We start from the raw sequence: 21541 nt of genomic DNA, 5'->3' as shown, positions 1-21541 counted from the left end.
GACAAACCCAGGCGCCGCGCACTGGCAGAAACCCAAGCCCACTATAATGTCGGCAATTCTGACAAGAGGTGCTTCATGATCATCAAACCGCGCGTGCGTGGCTTCATCTGTGTATCGACCCATCCGGTTGGCTGCGAAGCCAACGTCAAAGAACAGATCGAATACGTCAAGGCACGCGGCCCCATCGCCAATGGCCCGAAGAAAGTGCTCGTGATCGGCGCCTCCACGGGCTACGGCCTCGCCGCCCGCATCAGCGCCGCCTTCGGCTCGGCCGCCGCCACGCTCGGCGTATTCTTCGAGCGCGCCGGCAGCGAAACCAAAGCCGGCACCGCAGGCTGGTACAACACCGCCGCCTTCGAGAAATTCGCCACGGAAAAGGGCCTGTACGCGACCAGCATCAACGGCGACGCCTTCTCCGATGAAGTCAAGCAACGCACCATCGAAGTCATCAAGCGCGATCTCGGCCAGGTCGACCTGGTCGTCTACAGTCTCGCCGCGCCCAAGCGCACGCATCCGAAAACCGGTGAAGTGTTCACCTCGACCCTGAAGCCGATCGGCAAGGCCGTGAACCTGCGCGGCATCGACACCGACAAGGAAGTCATCAAGGAAACCGTCCTCGAACCTGCTACGCAAGCCGAGATCGACAACACCGTCGCAGTGATGGGCGGCGAAGACTGGCAGATGTGGATCGATGCCCTCCTCGAGGCCAACGTGCTCGCCGATGGCGCGAAGACGACCGCGTTCACCTATCTCGGCGAAAAGATCACGCACGACATCTACTGGAACGGCTCAATCGGCGCGGCCAAGAAAGATCTGGACGAGAAGGTGCTTGGGATCCGCGAGAAACTCGCGGCCAAGGGCGGCGATGCACGCGTTTCGGTTCTCAAGGCGGTCGTGACGCAGGCTAGCTCCGCGATCCCGATGATGCCGCTGTACCTGTCGTTGCTCTTCAAGGTGATGAAGGCGAAAGGCACGCACGAAGGCTGCATCGAGCAGGTCTACGGTCTCTACAAGGACAGCATGTACGGCGCGACGCCGCACATCGATGAGGAAGGCCGCCTGCGCGCGGACTACAAGGAGCTCGACCCCGAAGTGCAAGCGCGCGTTCAGGAACTCTGGACTCAGGTGACCAACGACAATATTTACGAGCTCACCGACTTCAGCGGCTACAAGACCGACTTCCTGCGCCTCTTCGGATTCGAGATCGCCGGCGTGGACTATGAAGCCGACGTCAATCCGGACGTGCAGATTCCCGGGCTCGTGCAGATGTGATGTTTGCTTGCGGGGTCTTTACGACCCCGCAAGCTGCGGTGTTTTCAGTGTGATTGGCTAGATCATCCTGAGCTAGCAACGCGAGGGCTTCCACGCGATGACGTGAGCCGCCGGCCTGCCGACGCCGCTCACGAGACAGCGTCGGTCAGGGGAAGCTCTGATGCCTCCGTATCAGCAGGGAAATGCAGCCTGAAGCGTGCGCAGGATGGCGAGGCCGATCGGGAAGTCGTCCGAGATGCTCGGATGGTTGGTGAAAAACTGATCGAGCAGCGGATAGACGTTCTGATTGCCGATAGCGAGATTCTGCGGTGGGCAGAACAGCGGCGGACGCTTCTTCGACACCAGATCCCCGTTCGCCCACCCCAGCGCGTTAATCGTGCCGGTGATGTACGCCGCGTAGACCGAGTTGTTGTCGGTATGAGCCCACAGCTTGTATTGCGAGGCCGTCATTTCGGCACTTGCATTGAGCGTAAAACAGGCCGTCAGTAAAGCCAGTGCAAATTTCGATACCCGCATCTTTAAACCTTCAATCTGTGTCGCAAAAACGGCCATTGTAGGCGACTCGGATCGTGGCGCGCAGAAGCACTTGGCACATAGGTTTTTGTAAACACTACGCAGGCATTTTTGTAAGTGTCGCGTGCGAATTGACCCCGTGATGCAAAAGCCGCCGGCATTACCTGATAGCGTAACGGCAGATGCAGCACGAACGAACTGCTCACGGCGTACCGTTGCGGCAGTACTCCAGATAGCCAGAACGCAAGGCAAGGCGCTCCATGTAAGCCGTCAGCGCTGGAAAATCGGCGTGCTGCTGCGGCGTCTCAAGCCAACGATTGATCGAAAGCGCGATCGGAATGTCCGCGAGCGAGAACGAGGTCCCAGCGATGAAGGCACCGGTTGTCCCCAGTTGCCTGTCGACGATTGCAATATGCCTCGCCCAGTTCGCGCACGACAGATCGATCTGCTGATGGTCCTGATGAGCCGGCGAGTGCCGGACCAGCGCAAGAAAGGCGTAGCTCCACGCCCTGTTCAGCTCGCTCGCCTGCCAGTCGATCCATTGATCGCACTTAGCGCGTTCGCAAGGATCGCTCGGGTAGAGAAATTCGCCGTCGTAACGGCCGGCCAGGTAACGGATGATCGAGTTGGATTCCCACAGCACAAACTCACCGTCCCGAATCACTGGAACCATGGCATTGGGATTCAGAGCAACAAATTCGGGCACTTCGGTCGCCCTGAATCCAGAACCCCAATCCTCCCGTTCGAACGGCAGACCGAGTTCGGCACACGTCCACAGTACTTTGCGCACGTTGATGGATGAAGCTTTGCCTAGTATTTGCAACATGGAATCGTGGCCGCTCGTTCAGTCGCTATAGATAAATTTACCGGGAATCCGGCTCGAATCGTAGCGTATCGACAGCGCGACAAAGCGGACATAGACACTTTGCACGTTACGCGCTGGGCCAGCTTGCGTCACGACAGAGGGTCGGTTAAACCGATTCAAAACCCGTCAACACATTCACGGCGTTGACCCCGATCGCCGCGACCGCGTAACCGCCTTCCATCACGAACAGCGTCGGCTTCCCCAATCGTCCGATCGCCTCGCCGATGCGCAGATAGTCGGCGCTGCGCAGCTTGAACTGCGAAATCGGGTCTTCTTCGAAAGTATCGACACCGAGCGACACCACCAGCGCATCCGGCGCGTAATCGGCGACACGCGCGCAAGCTGCGTCGAGCGCCACCGAATAGTCCGCCCACGCCGTGCCCGGTTGCAGCGGGAAGTTCGCGTTGTAGCCGAGGCCCGCACCCGCGCCGGTTTCGTCGGCGTGCCCGAGAAAGAACGGATACTCGGTGCGCGGATCGCCATGCAGCGAAGCGAACAACACGTCCGAACGGTGATAGAAAATGCTCTGCGTGCCGTTGCCATGGTGATAGTCGACATCGAGAACCGCCACGCGCTTCGCGCCCGCGTCGAGGAATGATTGCGCCGCTACGGCCGCGTTGTTGATATAACAGTAACCGCCCATATAGTCCGCCGCGGCGTGATGTCCAGGTGGCCGGCACAACGAGAACGCACCGCGTGCGCCTTCCCTCACATGGCGCGCGCCGGTCAGCGCGACATCCACGGCATCGCTCACGGCAGCCCAGGTGCCCGCGGTGATCGGCACACCTGCATCCATCGAGTAGTAGCCGAGCTTGCCATCGATATCTTCCGGCACACGATCCTGCCGCATGCCGCGCACCGGCCAGATGAGCGGCAGCGCGTCGTGCTTGCGGCCGAGCGCGCTCCATTCATTCCATGCGCTGCCAAGAAACGCAATGAAGCCCTTGTCGTGAATACGGTGCACGGGATCGAGTCCAAATGATGCGGGCGCAATCACGTCGCCGAGCTTCGTTTCGCGCACCCGTTCCAGGATGAAATCCGCACGGCTCGGCATCTCGAAGCAAGGCTTCATTTCGCCGTCGATCAATTCAGCATGGCCATGGTGCAGCCGGTGCCGATCGCTATACACAGTCAACATGCAATGTCTCCTCAGGATGCTTGCTGCTCCACTCCGTCGCGTAATACGTCGCTTAATGCGTCGAGGCCGGCCACGTTCGTGGATACGACACTCAAACTACCCCTTCCTGGGCACGGTGCTCGCCATCGCTCGTCGCGAGGATGCCGTAGCAGGCCGGACGCCGGTCGCGAAACACGCCCCACGCATGACGAGTCGCGGCGACCGCATCCAGATCGAAACGATGAAGCAGGATCGCGGGTTCGTCGCGCCCCGCTTTCTGCACTTGCTCGCCGTACTGATCGGCGATGAACGACGAGCCGTAATAACGCTGCGGGAAGTCGCGGCCCTGCTCGCGGCCGGTACGGTTCGCGGCGATCAGCGGCACGAGGTTCGCGCCTGCGTGGCCCTGCATCACGCGTTGCCAGTGCGCGCTGCTGTCGAGCGCGGTGTCTTGCGGTTCGCTGCCGATCGCAGTCGGGTAGAACAGCAGTTCAGCGCCGAGGAGCGCCATCACGCGAGCCGTTTCCGGAAACCACTGGTCCCAGCAGACGCCGACGCCGAGCGTGCCGTAACGCGTCGGCCAGACGCGAAAGCCCGTGTCGCCGGGGGTGAAGTAGTATTTCTCGCTGTAGCCGGGACCGTCGGGGATATGAGTTTTGCGGTAGCGGCCGAGCACGCTGCCATCGGCGTCGATCATCGCCACCGTGTTGTAGAAGACGTTGCCTGCGCGTTCGAAGAAACTGATCGGCAGGACCACGTTCAACTCTGCCGCGACGCGGCTAAAGCGCGTGATGGCGGGATGGCCGTCGAACGGCAGCGCATGGCGGAAGTGCTTTGAATCCTGTTCGGTGCAGAAGTACGGGAGCTCGAAAAGCTCGGGCAGCAGGATCACCTGCGCGCCCTGTGCCGCCGCTTCGCGCACCAGGCGCTCGGCTTGCGCGAGATTCTCCTCGCGATCCCACCCCCGTACCGCCAACTGGATTGCCGCCACACTGACTGCTCGCATCTCCTGTCTCCTCTGCGTTGTCTGGGAAAATTCTGCCCGAGGAACGCGGCTGGGCGATAACGGGGAAACGGTCATCGAGGGGATAAATGTGGCCAATCTGTCCGGGGCGACATAACTTTGGAGCGTGACTCGACGACAGCCAGCAGCCGCGCCGCTGACACCGTGCGCTCAATAGGACTCAGGACAGAACCTTAGGCTACGCGCAGCGGTAGTCGCTCGGACAACGGCCGGTCCAGCGGCGAAACGCGTGCCGGAAGCCGGCCGTCTCGCTATAGCCGAGCCGCTCGGCGATATCCGACATCGACAGGCGCGTACGCACCAGGTAATCGAGCGCGAGATCGTGGCGCACGCGGTCGAGCAGCGCCTGGAAGGCGGAGCCGCTGCCCGCGAGACGCCGTCTGAGTGTGCGCTCCGACACGCACAGCGCATTGGCAAGCGAGCGCAGCGAACCGTAGCGGCATGGGTCGGAATACAGCAGGCGCAGGCTGCGCGCCGTGACGTCGTTGCCCGCCGCGGTGGCCCATTCGCGCTCGAGTTGCGCGCATTGCTGACGCGACATCAGATAGCTCACCGGCTCGGCGAGGGGTAACGGTTCGTCGAGCCAGCTGGCCGGAAAAATCAGCGCGTTTTCAGCAGTGTCGAAGGTGGCGTGGCGGCCGATCCGCTCTTCGTAGGCGTCCGCATGGGCGGGTGCGCCGAACGTCACCTCAAGCGCGGATGGTGCGCGCCGCGCTGACAGCACGTCGCAAACCACCGCCCACATCGACGCGAGACACATGTCCGTATTGATCACGGCGAGATCCGGCCGGTAGCGATAATTGGCGGCAACGATCGCCGCTACATCTGCGTTGCGGCGCAGCGAAACCTTGAAGTAGCTCCCGAGCAGTAAGGGAAAGTCCTGGGCGCATTGCAGCGCGTCGCCAAGCGTGGGACTCACCAGCATCGCGTAACCGAGAATGCCGTAGCTCGAGATATGCATGGCGCGGCCGATGTCGAGGCCGATGCGCGTATCGCCGCAAGCCTGCAACGCGTTGGCGAAGACGATGAGTTCCTGCGCGTGCGTGACGAGCCCAGACGGCTGACGCAAATCGCCCTCGCTAACGCCGCTTCCAGCCAGCAGCACATCAGCGCCAATCCCCTGCCGCTCCAGCAAGGAGACGGCGGCGGCAATCGTATGCAAGGTCGCAACGCATTGGGCCGGCGACGGGCGTGGCGAGCACGGTGCATCGGTCATGGGTGATTCTCAGGTTCCCTCGATCAACCGATGATATTTGATCAAATTTCCTAAAAGGAAAAATCCGTGTCATGATTTGATCAAATCCCATGATGCAAAACGCCCAGCTTCCCCGAACAGGCAGCTCGTCCGCGCAAGGTTTGCAGCCGCGCTTCGCGCCGTCTTCATCAACCGACTGGAGTCAACCTTGCAAAGCGACCTACGCGGCGACCTGCGTGAATTCCTGGAACATCACCGCATCCACGAAGTGGAATGCGTGATACCGGACATGACGGGCGTGGCGCGCGGCAAGATCGTGCCGAAGAACCTGTTTCTCTCGGAAGGCAAGATGCACATGTCGAACGCGCTCCTGATGATCACCGTCAACGGCGAGTTCGCGGATTTCGAGCGCTTTGTCGGACCGAGCGATCCCGACATGGTCTGCATCCCCGATCCAAACACGGTACGGCTCGTGCCGTGGGCGATCGAACAGGTCGCGGTGGTGATCCACGATTGTGTCGGACTCGACGGCAAGCCGATCGGTATTTCCCCGCGCGCAGTGTTGCGACGGGTGCTGAAGCTCTATGAGGAAAAAGGCTGGCGTCCCGTGGTTGCGCCGGAGATGGAGTTCTACCTGATCGCGCAGAACCAGAATCCCCATGAACCGCTGCGCCCGCCGCTTGGCCGCGCGGGGCGCAGCGAAGCCGGCCGGCAGTCGTTCTCGATCGACGCCGTCAACGAATTCGATCCGTTCTTCCAGGACCTGTCGCGCTTCTGCGAGACCACGCATCTCGGTGTCGAAACGCTCGTGCATGAAGTAGGCGCGGGGCAAATGGAGATCAATTTTTCGCACGGCGACGCGCTCGATCTCGCCGACCGCGTGTTCCTGTTCAAGCGCGCGGTGCGCGAAACCGCCTTCCGTCATGGCATTTTCGCGACTTTCATGGCCAAGCCGATGGAGCATGAACCCGGCAGCGCGATGCATATTCATCAGAGCATCGTCGATAGTCAAACCGGCGAGAACATCTTTTCACTTCCCGACGGCACGCCGAGCCCGCTGTTTTTCAACTACATCGGCGGCTTGCAGAAATACATGCCGCAAGCCATGCCGATGTTCGCGCCCTACGTGAACTCCTACCGGCGCCTGTCGCGCTTCACCGCAGCACCGATCAACGTGCGTTGGGGTTACGACAACCGCACCTGCGGCATCCGCGTGCCGAACTCCGGACCGGACGGCCGGCGGCTCGAAAACCGCGTGCCGGGTGTCGACGTCAATCCGTATCTGGCGATGGCAGCCACCCTCGCCTGTGGCTATCTCGGCATGGTGGAGCAGCAGGAAGCGTCGGCGCCGATGATCGAAAGCGCTTACGACCTCGAATATGAATTGCCGCGCGGTCTCGAAGATGCGCTCAAGGCGCTCCTGAAGTGCACGGAACTCGCGGACGTGCTCGGCGATAAATTCGTGCAGGCCTATTGCGCGGTGAAGGAAAAGGAGTTCGAGACCTTCTCGCAAGGCATTACCGCGTGGGAGCGCGAGCATCTGCAACTGCTCGTGTGAGTGCGGGCGGTTTATGGAAACGTCATCGGAGAAGCTGGATTTGAATACTCGCCAAGGCATCAACTGGGAGCGCGCGCAAGCGCTCGTCGAACGCGAACGCCGCGCGTTTGCCGAAGCCATGCCGACATCGCGCGCGCTATCCGAGCGCGCCGCGCATCACCTGTTGTTCGGCGTGCCGCTGCACTGGATGAACGACTGGTCGACGCCCTTCTCGCTCTATGTCGACGAAGCACGCGGGGCCGCGTTTACCGACGTGGACGGTCATCGTTACGCGGACTTCTGCCTCGGCGACACGGGCGCGATGTTCGGCCACTCGCCAGCGCCCGTGGCACGCGCGCTGGCGGCCCAGGCTGAGCGTGGACTGACGACCATGCTGCCGGGCGAAGACGCCGCGTGGGTCGGCGAAGAACTCGCGCGCCGTTTCGGGCTGCCCTACTGGCAATTCGCGATGACCGCGAGCGACGCCAACCGCTTTGCATTGCGCTGGGCGCGCGCGGCGACCGGGCGCAAACAGATCGTGATCTTCAACGGCTGCTATCACGGCACGGTGGACGACGTGTTCGTCGATCTCGTCGACGGCAAGCCGCAACAGCGAGACAGCCTGATCGGCCAGGTGCACGATCTGCTCGGCACCACGCGCGTGATCGAATTCAACGATCTGGCCGCGCTGGAAAACGCGCTGAAAGATGGCGACGTGGCCTGCGTGCTGGCCGAACCCGCGATGACCAACATCGGCATGGTGCTGCCCGAGCCGGACTACTGGCGGCAAGCGCAAACGCTCATGCGCCGCTACGGCACGCTGCTCGCGATCGACGAAACCCACACCATCAGTTGCGGGCCGGGCGGTTACACAAGAGCGTACGGCCTCGAACCCGATCTGTTCATTCTCGGCAAACCGGTGGGCGGCGGTTTTCCTTGTGCCGTGTACGGGTTCAGCGCGGAACTCGCGGCCCGCGCGCAGCACGCCAAGCGCAGCGCACCGCCCGGCCACTCCGGCATCGGCACGACCCTCACGGCGAATATGCTGGCGATGAGCGCGATCCGCGCAACGCTCGCCGAGGTCATGACCGACGCCGCCTACGATCACATGTTCGCGCTCGCCGAGCGGATCGAGGCCGGTCTGAAGGATGCGATCGCGCGTCATGGCATCGCGTGGTGTGTGACTCGAGTCGGCGCCCGCACTGAGTTTCAGTTCTCGCCGACGCCGCCGCGCAACGGTGACGAAGCCGGCCGCCAGCTCGACCCGGAACTGGAACACATCGTGCACTTATACCTGCTCAATCGCGGCGTGCTGATCACGCCGTTTCACAACATGATCCTGGTCTGCCCCGACACGTCGGCGGCGGACGTCGACAGACTGGTTTCCACATTCGACGCTTGCCTTGCGGAACTGACCTGATCTGAGCTTTTTCAGATCGAGGTTGACTGAGCGCGAGCCGGCGCTAAACTCTATCGCCTTTTTTTCGGCCTTTTTGCACTCTTTTTTCGGCTCCCGCATCGAGCTTTATGAAAACTTCGCGCCATCACACGCTGCAGGACCAGACCTACGAAACGCTGCGGCAGTGGCTGACGATCGGGCGCTTCGTGCCGGGCGAGCGCATCAAGATCCGTCACGTCGCAGCCGAACTCGGAGTGGGCGAGATGCCCGTGCGCTCCGCCTTGCAGCGCCTTGCGGCCGAATCGGCGCTGGTGAACGTGCCCAATTGCGGCGTGACGGTGCCGCGTCTGTCGAAAGAACAATTCGACGATGTGCTGCGCGTGCGCCTGATTCTCGAAGGCCAGGCCGCCGAACTGGGCGTGCCGCATCTCAGCGCGCACGATCTGGAAACGCTGGAAAAACTGAATGCACAGATGGTGCAGGCCTTGCGGACGGCCGACGCCAAGGGCTATCTCGACGCCAACGAAGCGTTTCACCTGATTCTCTACCGCGCGGCCGGCTCGCCGCTTTTGCTCGAGTTGATCGAAACGGTGTGGCTGCAGGTTGGGCCGATTTCGAATCTGTTGTTCGGCGACGCGCAGTTCGCCGCCACGCTCAACGACGCCCACGACGATTTGCTGAGCGCCGCGAAGGCGCGTGATGCAGCCGGCGTGCGACGCGCGATCGAGCACGATCTGAGTCATGCGGCAAGTTGTTTGCGGGCGCAGTGTTTGTAAGGGCTGGGGCGGGAATCACGTTTTCAACGTCGCCTGGTCAAGAATCATGTCGTAAAGCGCCTGCGCCGCCGGCGACAACTGAGCGGTCCTACGCGCCACGAGTACGAGCGTGCGAGAAACCACCGGATGCGTGAGCTCAACCGTTCGAACCGTCGGATACGCACCCTTCTGAATGGCGAGCGCCGGCACGACCGCCGCACCCACACCCTGAGCGACCAGCCCCACAGCAGTCGAACTGCGCTGCACTTCATAAAACGAGCGCAGCGACAGTTCGCTCTTTTCCAGCGCGACATCGAGCAATGCGCGATTGCCGCTGACCTCGCCGGCAAAAATCAGCGGATACGATTGCAATTGCTGCCAGGCAATGCGCCGCCGTTTCGCCAGCGGATGATCCTCATGGCAGATCAGCACGTAGCGGTCTTCCGTCAAGGGCACGCTGGCAAGATCCGGATGATGCTCGCCGGCGATATTGATGCCGAACTCCACCTCGCGGCGCAGCACCGCCTCCTCCACCGCGGACGACGCATGATCGAGAATCTTGATGCGGTTATGCGGATAGCGCGCGGCATACGCCTGCAGAATGCGTGGCAGATATTGCACGCCCACGGTCGGCACGCAGGCGATCGACACATCGCCGCGACGGGCCACTCCCGTCTCACGAATTTCCACCAGCGCGTCGGCAAGCTCGCCCAACAAGCGGCGCGCCTGCGGCAGAAAATTGCGCCCTATTTCCGTCAGCGCCATGGAACGCGTGGTCCGTTCGATCAGCGTGACGCCGAGATACGTTTCGAGCTTACGCAGGCGTTGCGTAATGGCCGTTTGCGTGACGTGCAGTGAATCGGCAGCGCCTTGAAAACTGCCGCGATCCGCGATCGCAACGAACGCCTGTACGCCGAGCGTGTCGATTTTCATTAGAATAATGAAGGAATTGGAATGATAAATTCATTTTACTCTACCTTCGCCACCGCACAGAATGAGCGGATTGGATCGATTCGACACCGCACACTGTGCGTGGATGTCGGCGAAAACGGTCCGGCAATCGGGTGCAATCGGGACAAAGGAGCGCGAGATGACTTCATCGACGAATTGGCAGGCAAAACAGTACGTGTTGTTCGAAAACGAGCGCACGCGTCCAGTCCGGGATCTGCTAGCGGCGGTCCCGGCAACGGAGGTGCGAGTGGCGGTAGACATCGGCTGCGGACCCGGCAACTCCACCGAAGCACTGGCGGGCCGCCTGCCCGGCGCGGCGGTCAGCGGTATGGACAGCTCCGCCGACATGATCGCGGCGGCCGCGAAGCGCCTGCCGCAATTCCAGTTCGAAGTGAGCGACATCGAAACGTGGAATGCTCCCGGCCCCTACGACCTGATTCTCGCCAATGCCGTGCTGCAGTGGGTACCGAATCACGAGCAGCTGTTTCCGTCGCTGGTGAAAAAACTTGCGCCGGGCGGCAATCTGGCCGTGCAAATGCCGGACAACCTCGACGAACCCGCCCACCGTCTGCTGCGCGAAATCGCGGCGGACGGCCCCTGGGCGAACAAGCTGAGGGGTGTGGAACGCACCATGCGCTACGGCGCCGACTGGTACTACGCGTTGCTCAAGCCACAGTGCGCACGGATCGACGTGTGGCGCACCGTCTACCATCACCCGCTCGCGGGCGGCGCGGACGCAGTCGTCGAATGGTTCAAGGGCAGTGCGCTGAGGCCGTTCCTCGCCGAGCTCGACGACAGCGAACAAGGCGTCTTCCTCGCGCGCTACCGGGATGCGATCGCGCGAGCTTATCCAGCCCAGGCTGATGGCACCGTGCTACTGCCGTTCCCGCGGCTGTTTATCGTCGCTACGCGCTAGCGGGGTCGGGCCGCCTGCGGGTTGCCGCATGATGTTTGTGGTGTCGGAGTCGCCAGGGCAGTCAGGCATTGCCGCTCGTGAATTCTGCGTGATATTGTGTAACGTAAGCGGAGGGCGGCTTGCCGTCCTCACCGGAACGCAAATTACAGCAGCGAGCGTCGCCATGAGTGATGTACGCCATCATCTGAGTCCACGTGACCGTTTGGAGCTGTTGTGCTGGCTCACATGCGGCTGCCTGGGCGCTTATTACCTCAATGAGGACTGGCCTGACGCGGCGTTTCACGTGCAGTCCGCTCATAAGTGGCTCGACTATCGGTCCCGGGAAGCAGACTGGTTGAGTATCGCCAGGTTGTCGGCAACCGCACTGGAGATTGCGCAGCGGCACGCGAAATTTGTCGAGGCCGATTGGGCGCGGGATGCGGTCGAGGAAATTCTCGATACAGACGAGCTTGACCCTCAGGCGCGGCTGGTGAAACAGGTGCTGGCGGATTGCCAGAACGCGCTTTCGGACAAGCGCCTCGCAGATTAATTTTTTTCCCGCGCGGCAGGTTGAGTGAGTCGGGACGCGGCGTTGGCTCCGTTGATCTGTTTGCCAGCGCCGCGCAGGAAAAATTAAAAATTGTGCCGCAAACCCACAATCACGGAGAGTTGTTTATCCGTGTTCGAATTGACGATATTCGGAATCTGCGCCAGATTCTCCGTCTGCCCCGTTGACGGATTGATCCCCAGCCCGGCGCCGGAAGATTTCTGTCCGATCGCCACCGCATAAACCGCCGTCCGCTTCGACAGGCTATATACCGCACCAAGGTTGATCTGGTGCACGCGGGTCGAAGCGCTGCTGCTCGGTTTGGCGTCGTTGAAAATATACGCCAGACCAAGCTGCAAATCCGGCGCGACCATATAGGTCGTATTCAACTCGGCAATGTCGAAAGAGATATCTTGCCCCGCAGGCGTTGCCGCACTCGCGAAATACTGGCTCTGAGAAAGACGCGTATGCGTATAGGTGAGCGCCACGCTCGCCTTGCCAAACGCGTACGAGCCCCCTACTCCGAAAATCCTCACCTTGCTCGCCTGCTGCAGCAGACAATACGACGCGTCGGCATTCGCGCAACTGAAGTCGCCGATGTACCCGGTAGTGCCGCCTAACGCTGCCTGCAACGGCTGGTTCAACTCGAGATACCCCGCGCTCAGCGACAACGGCCCCTGTGCGTAATTCGCCGCCAATGCCCAGCCCTTGTTCTGCGAAAAATTCCCCGCCACGCCACCCAGACTGAACAACCCGCCCACCGTCAAACCACCGAAGCTCGGGCTGATGTACTTGATCGAGTTGTTGAAATTGAACGCTTCGTTGAGGTTGTCGACGTCGCCGAAATGCGAGCCGTACAGCGTCGCCCAGTTATTGCTCGATGCGTACGCCCCCATGTAGTCGGAGAACGGATCGTATTGACGGCCGAATGTCAGCGCGCCGTACGTGCCGTTGTTCAAACCAACCCATGCGTTGCGGTTGAACAGCGTGTTCGATTGCAACATCGCGCCGTTGCCGATCAGAAAGCTGTTCTCCAACGTGAAGTTCACCGTGGTGCCGCCACCGATATCCTCAGCGCCCGTCAAGCCCCAACGCGACGGCACCAGATTGCCGCCCGCCAACTGATAATTCGCGTGACCATTGGTGCTGCCGTCGGCGAGCGTCGTTTGCTGGTTGGTGGTGTACACGACGCCGGCGTCGACCGTGCCATAGAGCGTCACCGAAGATTGCGCATGTGCGCCCATCGCGAGGCCGCAGGTGGCCAGCGCAAGCGCCGAGCGCTTGACGAATGTGTCTGCCATATTTTTTAGCCGGAAGTTGAGTGGTGAAATCAGCAAGAACAAACTGGAAGCCCCGAACGAACGACACCATTCCGCAGCCGCTCAGGAATGAACGGCCACAGTCGATCGTTAGAACGTGGCGAGCTAGCGCGCGCTGGGTGCCTTGCGCGCTGTTCGATTACTGCCCGAAGCGCGCGTAGATATCCGGTCGCTTCTTACGCAAGATGAGACCGATCACGACGCCGAAGAGCGCCACCGCGAATACGATCCAGGGGAAAGACTTGACGATCGGGCTATCGGAGCCGCTGAGCGCATCGAGATTGCGCACGAGAATCACGCCGATATACAGCAGGCCGATGCCACCGATGAGGGGCGCGACGAACGAGTGCCATACGCGCGTATCCTTGCGCGTCTTGCGGAAGAACGCGATGACGGAGAAACTCGTCACTGCTTGCAACATTACAATACCGATCGTGCCGAGCGCCGAACTCCAGCTGAACACGATGTTGAACGCGTCGCTGCCTGCCGCGATGAAGAGCCCGAGCAGAATGCACGCGGAGAGCGTTTGCAGATAGCTCGCAACATACGGCGAACGGTACTTTTCGTGCACCCGATTGAGCACTTGCGGCAGGATGCCCTCCAGGCTGAGCGCGTGGATATAGCGCACCAGCGTGTTATGAAACGACAACAGGCTCGCGAAGATACTGCTAAGCAGCAGGAAGCTCATCACAGTCGTCACCGCACCGCCCAGGTACTTGCCGGATTGAATGAACCAGAAGTCGCCCGGCTGCTTCGTCGCGACCGCGACCACGTCGTTCAGTCCGTACGCGCAAACAATCGTCCACGTGACGAAAGCGAAGAATACGAGAATCAGCATCACCGACATATACGTCGCGCGTGGCACGGTCACCTTCGGATCGCGGCATTCCTTGCCGTAAATCGCGGTCGCTTCGAAACCGATAAACGACGCGAAGGCGAACATCACCGCAATGCCCAGGTGGCCGCTGAACACATGCTCCGGCGCGAACGGCGCGAGCGTGAGGCCGTTCGGGCCACCCCCATGCACGACGATTGCAATCGCAAGCAGCAACAGGATGCCCAGTTCGAGACACATCAGCACGCCGAGCAGCCGGCTATTCAGATCGATACCGCGGATGCCGGTGAATTGCACCACCGCCACGCAGATCAGCGAATAACCGTACCAGGGCATCGCCGTGTGCAGGAGTGGCGAAAGAATCACCGTGCAGAAAAATCCAAACAGTCCGTATAGCGCGATCTGGATGAAGGTGTACGACATCAGCGCGACGAGTGCGCCGGCCATGCCCAACGGCCGTCCAAGTCCGGCGGTGATGTACGCGTAAAACGCACCGGCGCGCACCACGTGGCGGCTCATCGACGCGAAGCCCACGCTAAAGATCAGCAGCACGACGCCGGCAATCACAAACGCGCCCGGTATACCGGCGCCATTGCCCAGACTGATCGCGGGCGGCACCGCGCCGAGCATGCCGGTCAGCGGCGCGGCCGCGGAAATCACGAGAAACACGATCTGCCATAGGCCCAGTGTATTGCCCTTCAGTTCCACGGGATTCTCCGCGTCGACCAGACGGGTCGGAGAGTAGGGTTCATTCATCGCTGCCTCTATTTTGTTGGCTAGTCTGGAACTCGCCTAAACCCTGGAAATGCTGGCCCAGACGCTCGCTTGACCGACGTTCGAAGTTTCGGTGTGAGCGCATGGTAGGTAGCTAAAAAATAAAGCGACTTCGCGAACTGCGCCAAATTTTCGATAAATTGCGCCAATGCTCGCGAGCGTCTCAGGAACCGTGGTTCGCGGTGAATAGTTAGGAAACGGAAGTTTTTATTTTCGTGTGAGGATTGCGCCTTTACGTGCTTTCAGAATGAAAGCAACTGCAGCGCCACCACCTTTTATTATTTTTTCCAGTTACGCGTGGCGCGCCACAACACGGTTGCGTCGGCATAACCCACTGCGCGAGCGATCGCAGCATTGGTGAGCCCTTCACGTTCAAGCAGTCCTTCCACACTGCGCTGCCGTTCTTCGCGCACGATCTGCCGCACGGAAGTCCCCGCCTCGGCCAGGTGCCGCTGCAACGAACGATGCGAGAGACCGAGATCTTTCGCGATGTCGGCAACGATCAGCTTTTCATGCGCGAGCCGCCGCGTCACCAGATCGCGCACCTGGTCGGCGATGCTGTGGGGCACTGCATCGCGCGCAATCAGATCGGTGGCATGGCGCTCCATCATGCGTGCCATTTGCGTGTCAGCGCTTTTGAGCGGCGCATCGAGATCCGACGGACGCAGGATCACGCCATTGAAAGGCTGCTGAAAGCGCACCGGTACGCGGAAAATGCGTGCATATGGTTTGACGTCAGCAGGCGCGGCATGTTCGAAATGCACTTCGGCCGGATTCCACGCCGCGCCACGCACGGCCCGGATCATATGGCACATCGTCGAAAGGCTGTATTCCGCGTCCTGCCGGCGCGGCCAGATTTGCGGATTGGCGATCTGATAGGTCCATACCGGCCATTCGCCATCGCGCAGCAACTCACAGGTCGTGGTGTTCTGCCACGACGCGAGCGCGAGCGAGAACTTGCGCACTGCCGCATTCAAGGTTGGCGAGGATAGAAACACGAGACCCGCCGGCCCGAGCTCCGTCACCTGCAATTCGCTGCCGAGACGCAAGCCGAGCGACGGTTCGCCGAGTACTTCAGCAGCGCGCTCGAAAGCTGTCACGTAACGCGTAAGCGGCAGGATTTCGTAGGGATTCGACAGGAGCTTGCGGCTCATGCCGAACGCTTCGAGCAGCGCGTCGCAATTGGCGCCTGATGCATCGAGTGCGCGCACAACCGGTCCCATCACCGCAGCGCGGATCATAGGGAAACTACCGTTGAGCGTGACTTTTTTCATGCTGAGCGTCTCCTCTCAAGTCTTCGCTAGTGTGCTGCCGTGTCCTTCCTCCTGGCGCACTTTATCGTTCATTTGGCGCGATAGGCAAGCGCGAAAATATTATTGGGTTCCTACGATTTGCCATCGACTCAGCGTTCGACGCGTTTCACCCAGCCTCGCGCGCAGTCCGGTCCAGCACACTCCTTACGGGAATCTTATGAACACGAATGCCACGAACGCCGCTCACGCCCCCGTTCATCCGCTCGATCCGCTGAGTCCGGACGAAATGCAGCTTGCCTGCGATCTGGTGAAGGCCGCCGACAATCTCGACGGGCACGTCCGTTTTCCGATGGTCGAATTGCGCGAGCCGTCGAAGGCTGAAGTCGTCGCATTCAAGACTGGTGAATATTTTTCGCGCACGGCGTTCGTCCTCGCAATCGATCGCACGAATGGCACGACCACCGAATTCCATGTGGACCTGAGAGAGAAAAAAATTGCCTCGCGCAACGTGCTGCCATTCGATCAGGCGCCATTTGGTCAGCCGCCGATCATGATCGAAGACTTCATGAACGCCGAGCAGATCGTCAAAAGCGACGACGCTTGGCGCGTTGCGGTCATGAAGCGCGGCCTCACCGAGAAGGATCTGGAGCGCGTCCAGGTCGATCCGTTTTCCGCCGGCTGCTTCGACCGCGAGAACGAGAACGGCCGCCGCCTCGTGCGTTGCGTGAGCTACTACCGCGAGACCGTGACCGACAACGGCTACGCGCATCCGATCGAGGGCGTGGTGGCGGTGGTCGATCTGCTCGAGAAGAGAGTGATTGAACTGGTGGACGACGGCCGAATCATTCCGATTCCGCGCGCGAAGCACAACTACGACACACCGAGCCTCGGCGAGCCGCGCAACACGCTCAAACCGCTGTCGATCAGCCAACCCGAGGGCCCGAGCTTCAAGATCGACGGCTGGCACGTGAGCTGGCAGAACTGGAACTTCCGCGTCGGCTTCACGCCGCGCGAAGGGTTGGTGCTGCATCAACTGTCGTGGGACGACGGCAAGAATGCGCGGACGATCATTTACCGTGCGAGCGTGACGGAGATGTGCGTGCCCTACTCCGACCCGAGCACGAATCACTACTGGAAGAGCGCATTCGATGCCGGTGAGTACGGCCTCGGCAAACTGGCGAACCAACTCGAACTCGGTTGCGATTGCCTCGGCACGATCCGCTATTTCGACATTCCTTCCGCCGACGATTTCGGCAATGCGTTCGTGATGAAGAACGCCGTGTGCATGCACGAAGAGGACTATGGCACCCTGTGGAAGCACTACGAGTTTCGCACCGGCGTTTTCGAAATGCGCCGCTCGCGACGCCTCGTGATTTCATTCTTCGCGACGGTTGGCAATTACGACTACGGCTTCTACTGGTACCTGTACCAGGACGGCACCATCCAGCTCGAATGCAAGCTGACCGGCATCGTACAAACCTCGGCGGTGGCTGACGGCGACACGTATCCGTGGGGCGGTATGATCACCGAAAACCTTGGCGGCCCGACCCATCAGCACTTCTTTAATGCCCGGATGCACATGATGGTGGACGGAGAACGCAACACTGTGACCGAACACGAATTCGTGCCGCGTCCGATGGGCGAAACGAATCCGTACGGCAACGTCTTCGACACCACCAAACGCGTGTTCAAGACCGAGAGCGAAGCCGCGCGCATGGCGAACGGCAGCACGGGACGTTACTGGAAGGTGACCAACCCGAACGTGAAGAACGCTGTCGGCGCGAATCCTGGCTACAAGCTGATCGTGAACGACTCCCCGCTGATGCTGGCCGACGAGCGCTCGAAGGTCCGTCAACGCGGCGGCTTTGCGACACGTCACGTGTGGGTCACACCATTCGATCCGGCCGAGCGCTACGCGAGCGGCGACTATCCGAACCAGCACGCGGGCGGCGACGGTTTGCCGCGCTACATCGAGGCGAACCGCAACATCGAGAACGAGGACATCGTCTTGTGGCACAGCTTTGGCCACACGCACGTGTGCAAACCCGAGGACTTCCCCGTGATGCCGGTGGAATACGCCGGCTTCACGCTCAAGCCGAACAACTTCTTCTCTGCGAACCCGACGATGGACTTACCGTCCGAGCGCGACCAGAACAGCGTCGAAGACGGCAAGTCCGCGGATCATGGCTGCTGCAAGCGCTGATCCGAAGATACGTGGCGCGCGGCCCGCTGCTGCACGCGTGACCGACGCGTCATACGTGCGACCCGCGACTGCGTGCAGCGTGGCGCGCCGGCTGACTTCAAGTGAAGGCGGCGCGGCACGCATGCTGAGTGCGGACGCGGACGGTCCGGTACACGGGCTGATTGCGTATGCAAGGGGCACGGCACGCGGGTTAATTGCGGGCGGGGGTTGGGCTACACGTTTGTTGAGGGCGAGTGTGGGTTGGATTGCACGTGTGTTGATGGCGGGCATGGGCGGTGCAGCACGCGGACTAACGGTGGGCGTGGCTGGCGCGGCGCGCGGGCTAATTGCAAGCGTAAGCGGCACAGCCTGTGTCTTGCTCGTGAGCGGCGCCGCGACGCTGGTGACTCAAGCCGGTCTCAGTCAACGAACCAACGCGTTGTGGATGAGCGCGTTGGCGCTGGCAACGATGACGACCGTGCCGTTGTTGATGTCACGTGTATCCAGGCCGCACACCACGCTTGCGACCGCCGTGACCCTGATTGCCGCGATGAGTGCGATGGGCATCGTGCCGGCGTATATGAGTGGATTGGAGCATTCCACCACGATAGCTGGGTTGTTTGTGGTGGTGGGTGGCGTGTTGCTGTTGTACGGGCAGCATCTTGTTCGCGCGTCAGCCTTGCCTCCTGAGCATTTCGATCCGAACCAGTACGCGAATCGAAGCAGGGTCCAGTCGGGCAGAGCCATCCACGCGACCGGTGCGACGGCCCTGCTCGCATTGCTTGCGGGCTTATCGAGCGGCAGTCTCGCGCGTTTCCAGCTGTATGCGATTTGCGGCATGAGTGGCACACAACCGATGTGGCAGATCTTGCTTTCAGTGGGTGCCGTTTGCGCGCTCGCGTTCATCGCCGACCGTTCAGGCAACAGCAACCGAATGTTGATTGTGCTGTACGTGCTACGAGCAGCGTTAATTGGAGCCCTCGCAGCCGCGGACGGTCCAACGCTGGCACTGCTCGCAGCAAAGATATTTCTGATTCTCGACTGCCTGACGATTCCGGCGCTCATGAAGCTGCGGAGAAAATCGCGCGGCGCATTGAGCGCGGGTTGTCCGGGCGTGGCACACCACATCGGGATGGTGTTGGGAGCAACGTTATCGACAACGCCCTACTTTTTCGGCGACGGATTCATCGTGCTGTATGCGCTGAGCGCGATTACGAACCTGACATGTGCCGGCACATTAACGACCAACTGGTCCGAAAGAAAGGTGCACCGCGGGCACCTAAACCATGACTCCCGCCAGGCAGACTCTTCCGACGAGCACAAAGTGCGAGTCGGGAAGTATGACTCCCTTGTCACGAATGCCGAATGTACGAGAACACAGATTCCAGATGCACCACTACCGTTTGCGAGCTGCGGGCCCCGCTTAGCAGGCGTGGTTTGAGCCGCTTTCTTTTGCCTACTTTTCTTTGCGGCGGCAAAGAAAAGTAGGTGCCCCCCGCACAGGGGGAACGCTAATAGACCACTAACAAAACAAGGAAAGGCACCGCCGCAGGCAAGCAGCAAGACAAACCCGAAAGCGCCAACCGAATAGCACCACCAATCCAACCCCGCCGGAGACAAACCATGCCCGAACAGAAAATCCAAACAGCAAAGCTGCCAACCACCATGTTCATCAACGGCGAAAAAACCCCAAGCGCCGCAGGCAAAACCTTCCCCATCTACAACCCGGCAACAGGCGAAGAACTAGCCCACCTCCCAGACGCATCAGAAACCGACATCGACCACGCGGTCAAAACCTCAAAAGCAGCCTTCGAATCAGACACCTGGCGCAGAATGCCGCCAGCCGCTCGCGAACGTCTGCTGCTAAAACTAGCCGACCTGCTAGAACAACACACCGACGAATTAGCCACACTGGAAACGCTAAACCAGGGAAAACTAATAGCCTTCTCAAAGATGCTGGAAGTTTCAGGCAGCGTCCAATGGCTCCGCTACATGGCCGGCTGGGCCACCAAAATCGAGGGCACGACTTTCGACCTGTCGATCCCTTTCCCACCGGGCACCCGCTACAACGCCTCAACAAAACGCGTCCCAGCGGGCGTTGTCGCCGCAATCGTCCCGTGGAATTTCCCGCTCCTGATGGCGGTCTGGAAGATCGCCCCGGCCCTCGCATGCGGCTGCACCGTCGTGCTGAAACCGGCGGAAGAAACGCCTCTAACGGCGATCCGCCTGGCCGAACTGGCCCACGAAGCCGGCTTCCCCCCTGGCGTATTCAACGTCGTCACAGGCCGTGGCGAGACCGCTGGCGCAGCGCTAGTTAAGCATCCCCTGGTGAACAAAGTCACCTTCACGGGATCGACCGAAGTAGGCCGCATCATCGGCCGCCAATGCGCTAACGATCTGAAACGCGTATCGCTGGAACTGGGCGGCAAGAGCCCCGTGATCGTCCTGGACGACTGCGACCCGAAGAAAGCGATCGAAGGCGCCGCCGGCGCAATTTTCTTCAATCACGGGCAAGTCTGCACCGCGGGTTCCCGCCTGTACGTCGCTCGCTCGATTTACGACGAAGTGGTGCAAGGTATCGCCGCAGTGGCCGATGGAATTGCCTTAGGTTCCGGCTTCGACGCCGCAACGCAGATGGGCCCGATGGTTTCGGCACGACACCGCGACAAGGTCATGGGAATGATCGCGCAAGGCCGGCAGGAAGGCGGCGAAATCCTGTCACGTAACGCAGCCGTTGATGCGGATGGCTTCTTTGTCCGCCCGACGGTCATTGCCAATCGTGCGTGCAAGCCGCTTTCCGTGGTCAGGGAGGAGGTATTCGGACCGGTGCTGGTGGCAATGCCTTATGACGATATCGATGAGGTCCTGATTCAGGCTAACGCATCGGAATATGGTCTTGGCGCGAGTGTGTGGACGAATCAACTCGACAAGGCGTTGAGGCTGGTCGACGGCATCGAAGCGGGAACCGTCTGGGTCAACACCCACAACATGGTCGATCCCGCGATGCCATTCGGCGGGTTTAAAGCGTCGGGGATCGGACGCGAGCACGGCAAGGCCATTGTGGATGCTTATACGGAAAGCAAGTCGGTCTGTATCGCCTATTGACGG

General features: G+C 60.8%; 18 protein-coding genes. 9 read left to right on the top strand and 9 right to left on the bottom strand.

Translation table 11 applies throughout. The features are described 5' to 3' along the window. The first annotated feature begins 75 nt into the window (after positions 1-75). Complete coding sequence (gene fabV / locus PQQ86_RS09175) at positions 76-1272, top strand: enoyl-ACP reductase FabV (RefSeq protein WP_408265903.1); 1197 nt, start codon at positions 76-78, stop codon at positions 1270-1272. 171 nt (positions 1273-1443) lie between these two features. Here the strand turns inward: fabV and PQQ86_RS09170 are convergent, their stop codons facing one another. From PQQ86_RS09170 to PQQ86_RS09150, 5 genes are all read right to left on the bottom strand, one after another. After that, a complete protein-coding gene (locus PQQ86_RS09170) occupies positions 1444-1788 on the bottom strand; it encodes a hypothetical protein (protein WP_408265901.1) in 345 nt (114 codons plus the stop codon). 199 nt (positions 1789-1987) lie between these two features. After that, positions 1988-2611 carry a glutathione S-transferase family protein gene (locus PQQ86_RS09165; RefSeq protein WP_408265899.1) on the bottom strand — a complete coding sequence of 208 codons (624 nt, stop codon included), beginning with the start codon at positions 2609-2611 and terminating at the stop codon, positions 1988-1990. A gap of 145 nt (positions 2612-2756) precedes the next feature. Next, entirely contained in the window at positions 2757-3788 is a 1032-nt protein-coding gene (locus PQQ86_RS09160) for a histone deacetylase family protein (RefSeq protein WP_408265897.1), read from the bottom strand. Positions 3789-3879: 91 nt separating this feature from the next. Continuing rightward, entirely contained in the window at positions 3880-4773 is an 894-nt protein-coding gene (gene aguB / locus PQQ86_RS09155; RefSeq protein ID WP_408265895.1) for an N-carbamoylputrescine amidase, read from the bottom strand. Positions 4774-4969: 196 nt separating this feature from the next. Continuing rightward, the gene (locus tag PQQ86_RS09150) at positions 4970-6007 is read right to left on the bottom strand and encodes an AraC family transcriptional regulator (protein ID WP_408265893.1); all 1038 of its coding nucleotides are present in this window, start codon (positions 6005-6007) and stop codon (positions 4970-4972) included. Positions 6008-6194: 187 nt separating this feature from the next. On the opposite strand from PQQ86_RS09150, the gene PQQ86_RS09145 reads away from it, so the two are divergent. The 3 genes from PQQ86_RS09145 (at position 6195) to PQQ86_RS09135 (ending at position 9698) form a co-directional block, all read left to right on the top strand. Then, on the top strand, positions 6195-7544 hold the full coding sequence (locus tag PQQ86_RS09145; protein WP_408265891.1) for a glutamine synthetase family protein: 1350 nt from the start codon (positions 6195-6197) through the stop codon (positions 7542-7544). A gap of 13 nt (positions 7545-7557) precedes the next feature. Further along, positions 7558-8943, top strand: a complete 1386-nt coding sequence (locus PQQ86_RS09140; protein ID WP_408265889.1) for an aspartate aminotransferase family protein — start codon at positions 7558-7560, stop codon at positions 8941-8943. 107 nt (positions 8944-9050) lie between these two features. Beyond that, a complete protein-coding gene (locus PQQ86_RS09135) occupies positions 9051-9698 on the top strand; it encodes a GntR family transcriptional regulator (RefSeq protein WP_408265887.1) in 648 nt (215 codons plus the stop codon). A gap of 15 nt (positions 9699-9713) precedes the next feature. Here the strand turns inward: PQQ86_RS09135 and PQQ86_RS09130 are convergent, their stop codons facing one another. After that, positions 9714-10610 carry a LysR family transcriptional regulator gene (locus PQQ86_RS09130; RefSeq protein ID WP_408265885.1) on the bottom strand — a complete coding sequence of 299 codons (897 nt, stop codon included), beginning with the start codon at positions 10608-10610 and terminating at the stop codon, positions 9714-9716. A 157-nt stretch (positions 10611-10767) separates the two neighbouring features. Here PQQ86_RS09130 and tam point away from each other — a divergent pair, with 157 nt between their 5' ends. Then, on the top strand, positions 10768-11544 hold the full coding sequence (tam, locus tag PQQ86_RS09125; protein ID WP_408265883.1) for a trans-aconitate 2-methyltransferase: 777 nt from the start codon (positions 10768-10770) through the stop codon (positions 11542-11544). Positions 11545-11707: 163 nt separating this feature from the next. After that, positions 11708-12073 (top strand): hypothetical protein, encoded by a 366-nt coding sequence (locus PQQ86_RS09120; protein WP_408193370.1) that lies wholly within the window; start codon positions 11708-11710, stop codon positions 12071-12073. Positions 12074-12156: 83 nt separating this feature from the next. On the opposite strand, the gene PQQ86_RS09115 is transcribed toward PQQ86_RS09120, so the two are convergent. The 3 genes from PQQ86_RS09115 to PQQ86_RS09105 all read right to left on the bottom strand — a co-directional run bounded on the left by PQQ86_RS09115 (position 12157) and on the right by PQQ86_RS09105 (position 16272). Beyond that, positions 12157-13371 (bottom strand): porin, encoded by a 1215-nt coding sequence (locus PQQ86_RS09115; RefSeq protein WP_408265882.1) that lies wholly within the window; start codon positions 13369-13371, stop codon positions 12157-12159. Positions 13372-13528: 157 nt separating this feature from the next. Further along, entirely contained in the window at positions 13529-14980 is a 1452-nt protein-coding gene (locus tag PQQ86_RS09110; RefSeq protein ID WP_408265880.1) for an APC family permease, read from the bottom strand. Positions 14981-15276: 296 nt separating this feature from the next. Beyond that, positions 15277-16272, bottom strand: coding sequence for an AraC family transcriptional regulator (locus tag PQQ86_RS09105; protein ID WP_408265878.1), 996 nt, complete (start codon positions 16270-16272; stop codon positions 15277-15279). Positions 16273-16468: 196 nt separating this feature from the next. Here PQQ86_RS09105 and PQQ86_RS09100 point away from each other — a divergent pair, with 196 nt between their 5' ends. The 3 genes from PQQ86_RS09100 to styD all read left to right on the top strand — a co-directional run bounded on the left by PQQ86_RS09100 (position 16469) and on the right by styD (position 21538). Further along, on the top strand, positions 16469-18454 hold the full coding sequence (locus tag PQQ86_RS09100) for a primary-amine oxidase (protein WP_408265876.1): 1986 nt from the start codon (positions 16469-16471) through the stop codon (positions 18452-18454). A gap of 424 nt (positions 18455-18878) precedes the next feature. Continuing rightward, complete coding sequence (locus PQQ86_RS09095) at positions 18879-19874, top strand: hypothetical protein (RefSeq protein WP_408265874.1); 996 nt, start codon at positions 18879-18881, stop codon at positions 19872-19874. 182 nt (positions 19875-20056) lie between these two features. Then, positions 20057-21538: a phenylacetaldehyde dehydrogenase StyD gene (styD, locus tag PQQ86_RS09090; protein ID WP_408265872.1), complete on the top strand. Its 1482-nt coding sequence runs from the start codon at positions 20057-20059 to the stop codon at positions 21536-21538. The last annotated feature ends 3 nt before the right edge of the window (positions 21539-21541 follow it).

The sequence above is a fragment of the Paraburkholderia sediminicola genome (genome assembly GCF_046026675.1).
Taxonomy (GTDB): domain Bacteria; phylum Pseudomonadota; class Gammaproteobacteria; order Burkholderiales; family Burkholderiaceae; genus Paraburkholderia; species Paraburkholderia sediminicola_F.
This window is presented reverse-complemented; position numbering and strand designations above follow the sequence as displayed.

Excerpts from the sequence above, each read along its gene's own strand:
- fabV (WP_408265903.1), top strand. The coding sequence starts at position 76 with ATGATCATCAAACCGCGCGTGCGTGGCTTCATCTGTGTATCGACCCAT.
- PQQ86_RS09170 (WP_408265901.1), bottom strand. The coding sequence starts at position 1,788 with ATGCGGGTATCGAAATTTGCACTGGCTTTACTGACGGCCTGTTTTACG.
- PQQ86_RS09165 (WP_408265899.1), bottom strand. The coding sequence starts at position 2,611 with ATGTTGCAAATACTAGGCAAAGCTTCATCCATCAACGTGCGCAAAGTA.
- PQQ86_RS09160 (WP_408265897.1), bottom strand. The coding sequence starts at position 3,788 with ATGTTGACTGTGTATAGCGATCGGCACCGGCTGCACCATGGCCATGCT.
- aguB (WP_408265895.1), bottom strand. The coding sequence starts at position 4,773 with ATGCGAGCAGTCAGTGTGGCGGCAATCCAGTTGGCGGTACGGGGGTGG.
- PQQ86_RS09150 (WP_408265893.1), bottom strand. The coding sequence starts at position 6,007 with ATGACCGATGCACCGTGCTCGCCACGCCCGTCGCCGGCCCAATGCGTT.
- PQQ86_RS09140 (WP_408265889.1), top strand. The coding sequence starts at position 7,558 with ATGGAAACGTCATCGGAGAAGCTGGATTTGAATACTCGCCAAGGCATC.
- PQQ86_RS09135 (WP_408265887.1), top strand. The coding sequence starts at position 9,051 with ATGAAAACTTCGCGCCATCACACGCTGCAGGACCAGACCTACGAAACG.
- PQQ86_RS09130 (WP_408265885.1), bottom strand. The coding sequence starts at position 10,610 with ATGAAAATCGACACGCTCGGCGTACAGGCGTTCGTTGCGATCGCGGAT.
- tam (WP_408265883.1), top strand. The coding sequence starts at position 10,768 with ATGACTTCATCGACGAATTGGCAGGCAAAACAGTACGTGTTGTTCGAA.
- PQQ86_RS09120 (WP_408193370.1), top strand. The coding sequence starts at position 11,708 with ATGAGTGATGTACGCCATCATCTGAGTCCACGTGACCGTTTGGAGCTG.
- PQQ86_RS09115 (WP_408265882.1), bottom strand. The coding sequence starts at position 13,371 with ATGGCAGACACATTCGTCAAGCGCTCGGCGCTTGCGCTGGCCACCTGC.
- PQQ86_RS09110 (WP_408265880.1), bottom strand. The coding sequence starts at position 14,980 with ATGAATGAACCCTACTCTCCGACCCGTCTGGTCGACGCGGAGAATCCC.
- PQQ86_RS09105 (WP_408265878.1), bottom strand. The coding sequence starts at position 16,272 with ATGAAAAAAGTCACGCTCAACGGTAGTTTCCCTATGATCCGCGCTGCG.
- PQQ86_RS09100 (WP_408265876.1), top strand. The coding sequence starts at position 16,469 with ATGAACACGAATGCCACGAACGCCGCTCACGCCCCCGTTCATCCGCTC.
- PQQ86_RS09095 (WP_408265874.1), top strand. The coding sequence starts at position 18,879 with ATGAGCGCGTTGGCGCTGGCAACGATGACGACCGTGCCGTTGTTGATG.
- styD (WP_408265872.1), top strand. The coding sequence starts at position 20,057 with ATGCCCGAACAGAAAATCCAAACAGCAAAGCTGCCAACCACCATGTTC.